2 protein-coding genes are annotated in these 3,455 nt (G+C 34.4%); one reads left to right on the forward strand and one right to left on the reverse strand.

Features of this window, described 5'->3' with window-relative positions; translation table 11 throughout:
• The first annotated feature begins 26 nt into the window (after positions 1-26).
• Positions 27-2,420: a hypothetical protein gene (locus L1286_RS23825; RefSeq protein ID WP_235409516.1), complete on the forward strand. Its 2,394-nt coding sequence runs from the start codon at positions 27-29 to the stop codon at positions 2,418-2,420.
• Here L1286_RS23825 and L1286_RS24270 read toward each other — a convergent pair.
• Complete coding sequence (locus L1286_RS24270) at positions 2,383-3,429, reverse strand: ATP-grasp domain-containing protein (RefSeq protein ID WP_235409517.1); 1,047 nt, start codon at positions 3,427-3,429, stop codon at positions 2,383-2,385. The genes L1286_RS23825 and L1286_RS24270 overlap by 38 nt on opposite strands.
• Positions 3,430-3,455 lie beyond the last annotated feature (26 nt).

Raw genomic sequence — 3,455 nt, forward strand, 5'->3', positions numbered from 1 at the left:
AAAGTAACGATAACTAGGAATTATCAATGGAATGCTACGATAGAGTTGGGGAACGGGCAAAGCTACATAATTCGATAAAAGCTAATGCTAACATCTGCTATATTTCTGGGCGGTCAGGTGTTGGAAAATCACATATCGTTGGTTCGGTGCTTGACCGAGAATTTTGTAGTAAAGAGGTTTTGAAATACGAATTCGGCCGCCTCCCACTCTCGTTAAATCAGTTCTTACTAGTGTGTGCATTGGACCAACAGTCTCTTGCCTCCAAGCTTTTTCAATCTATAAAAAATATTAAATTAAATGAAATAAGCATCAATATTCCTATGATTGGAAAAGCCCCTCTAAAATGGAATGAAAATAAGTTAACCATTGAAAAAAAATCATTACCTTTACGAGATATTTTAAAGGAAATAGAGGGCCCAATCTATACAACAACAAAGCGAGAAGTATTAAGAATATCCAATTTACTCTCACGAACTCATTTTAAAGTAATTTGGATTAGCAATATAGAAAATATTAACAATAATGATTTGGGGTTGATTTTTTTAATTTCAAAGTACATTTCCCCTAGTATTTTATTGGTTCTAGAAGGCGCCTACTCAGAAAAATTCAGTAAACAGTTCGAGTCAAAACTATCATTGTTATGCAAAGAAAATGAGCTGACTTTTAGTTCACATAAGGTAAAACCATTCAACGAGCACTTTGCTCGAGGCCTATATAACTTTTTAGGTTTGGCTGATAAGGGTATGGTATTTAACTTTAAAAACAACTTAGGCTACCCAGTTGCTATTGAGTTTGATTTAAATGAAAACAGAAAGAACAAAGACTTAGGCTTCAATCTCGATAGTTGTTTTAATGAAAATGAGCAAACAAAAAACACTTTATTGCTTTTGGGGCTGCTCTTTGCCACTGAGAATCGCTATCCAAATATAATAATATTAGCAGAAGCTATGGATATCGAACTGTCCCTTTCAAAACCATTAGAAACAGGTGTCGTAAAATTAACTGATAACTTATGTGAATTGGCACACCCACAAATTGCACGTTATATAACCTTAACCAAACGTCAAGATATTTACCGCTTACTACATACATATTATTTAAAAGAAAAAGTAAATAACTTTATTGAAATTGACCTTGCGGCGATGGCATATTTAGAAATGTTTGACATTGATTTAAAAACTCGATTGTTAAATCAAGGTGTGAGTTATATTCTAGAACAACTCAGTGACAATAATATCACAGTATCAGACCAAATATTGAGTTTTATAGAAGAAGGCTTAGAGTCACTGTCTGTTGAACAGCTATCCAATCCAGTAACTTCTAAAATATGTAGCTCGATCTCACTATTGCGTTTACAGTTAGACGGAATGTTATGCCGCTTGACAGGAGTATCTTCAAATTCGCAAATGGAATCGCCAATGGCTCTTCTTGTGTTTGCTCAAGTTCGTATGCGGCTCATCGATTTACGTGGCTCTATCGCATTAACAGAAGTGGCAAGATTGAAGATTAGGGATTTTACTGTCAGTGAAGAGTTAGCTGATTGGTTAAATTTCTGTGCTGTTTATATAAAATTATCCTGCTTGCTAGCACTGGGGGATTTTTCAGAGTATAAAACTGAGTATCAAAAGCTAAAGAGCATGATTTCAACTTCGTCTGGAAAAAGAGTCGTATTATTTTCTTTATTACCTACGTTAGGGCAAGAGAAAAGTTTAGAAAAAGAAAATTTAGAAATCAACGATATTTATCTAACGTCGAGATTTAATAACAACAAAGCGTGTCAATCAATGATCTCTAATGTACATAATCCAGAAATTGATACAGTCTTACGAAAATCAATAGAAACTTTAGTGAAAGAAGGATCAATTGAGGTAACATTCCCAATCAACAACTACGCAATATATGCTGCTTATAATGAGCGACTTGATGAAGCAATTGATGCTTTATTTAGTATGATAGATCACTCTACTTATCCATATGATTATTTCACAGCCTATAATAATCTAGCTGTTGCAATGGGAATAAAAGGGTATTTGGAGCAAGCATTGTACTTTTGCCAGAAAGCCCATGATTATATTTTAAATAACACATTAAATGACCCAGTCTTCGCAATAAAGTCGTATTTCAATATTGCAGTCCTTAGTCATTACAATGGAGATAGTAATGCCTGGTCTGATTTTAAGAAAAAGAAGTTCAACTTTAAACAGCTGCCTACAAGGTATAAAGATTTGTTGAACAAAAAGATTAGCTATATTGATGACAATATAACTAACCCAAATTCATTGACTTTAATAAAAAATAGTAATATTGAGCTTGCGAATTCGCTATGGCCGCAAAACCTTCAATTCTGGGACTTTATGTATCCTATAGTTTCTTCTGAGAACATTAAAGAAATAATCGACTCTGGGGTTTATAACGGTTGATCATTGCATCAACAAACATTTCTCCAGCTGACTTATAGTTTAGGTGTTTAGCCAATGCTTCGAATGATTGGTCTATAAATGGTTTAACATTATTCTCAATAAAAAAGAAACCTGTTTCCTCTGACCCTCTTATATCTATTCCGGAGTAGCTATTTATCAGCCCTAGACTGTGTAATTTTTGTACAACTTCTTTGGTAGCCCTATAAACAGGTGTTGTTTTATCAGTTATTTGTTCGAGATGCCATTTTCGGTCAGATTCAGTTCGATTTGTTGAAAATGCTTGTAGTTGGTTAAATTTATTCGAAATAGTAACTGCACAGCAGCTAAAGTCTACGTCTCCATTTGCAGTCTCTATAACAGGAACTCTATAATCCTCACCATTGATGTAAGCCTGAATGAGAGTATCAACACCATATTTATTGTTTATATCTTCGCTTATTTTAATTGCTTGTTCCAATTTTGAAACATGAGAGCTGGAAGATATTCCGATCTGTGATCCTAAAGTGTTTGGTTTAATAAAATAGCCTCCATGGCTATTAAAACCAGCAACTTCGGCCAACTTTTTACTACCTTTATAAAGCATTGATTCGGGCACTAATAGACCATGCCTTTCAGCAATTACTGTCATCAAGTATTTATTATCTGTCAAACTTTGAAGAGTTGTATCTATTCCAAAAACCTTAATATTTACAGTCCTCAACCATGCGCATAGAGGGCTAGAGTTATGAAATATTCGACCATCGGATACAACCCAAACGCAAGTTTTATCCGATGCAGACAACCGTATTTTTTCTATTGCGATCTCAATATCTTCAATAACTATATGTTCTACATCAATTCCCAGATTTGCAGCAGCTAATGAAATGCTATGTAGTAACTCGACTGATTGGCGCGGTGTAGGTAGATATTGCTTTAATTCGTCGATCTGCTGGCTGGTAAATTCGAAACTTTTATCAGGCGTCCATGAATGTTGAGATTCTGTCGCAATTATTATTTTATTTATATCCACTGATAATTCCTAGTTATCGTTACTTT

Origin of the sequence: Pseudoalteromonas sp. SMS1 (assembly GCF_021530565.1) — a bacterium.
Lineage (GTDB): Bacteria > Pseudomonadota > Gammaproteobacteria > Enterobacterales > Alteromonadaceae > Pseudoalteromonas.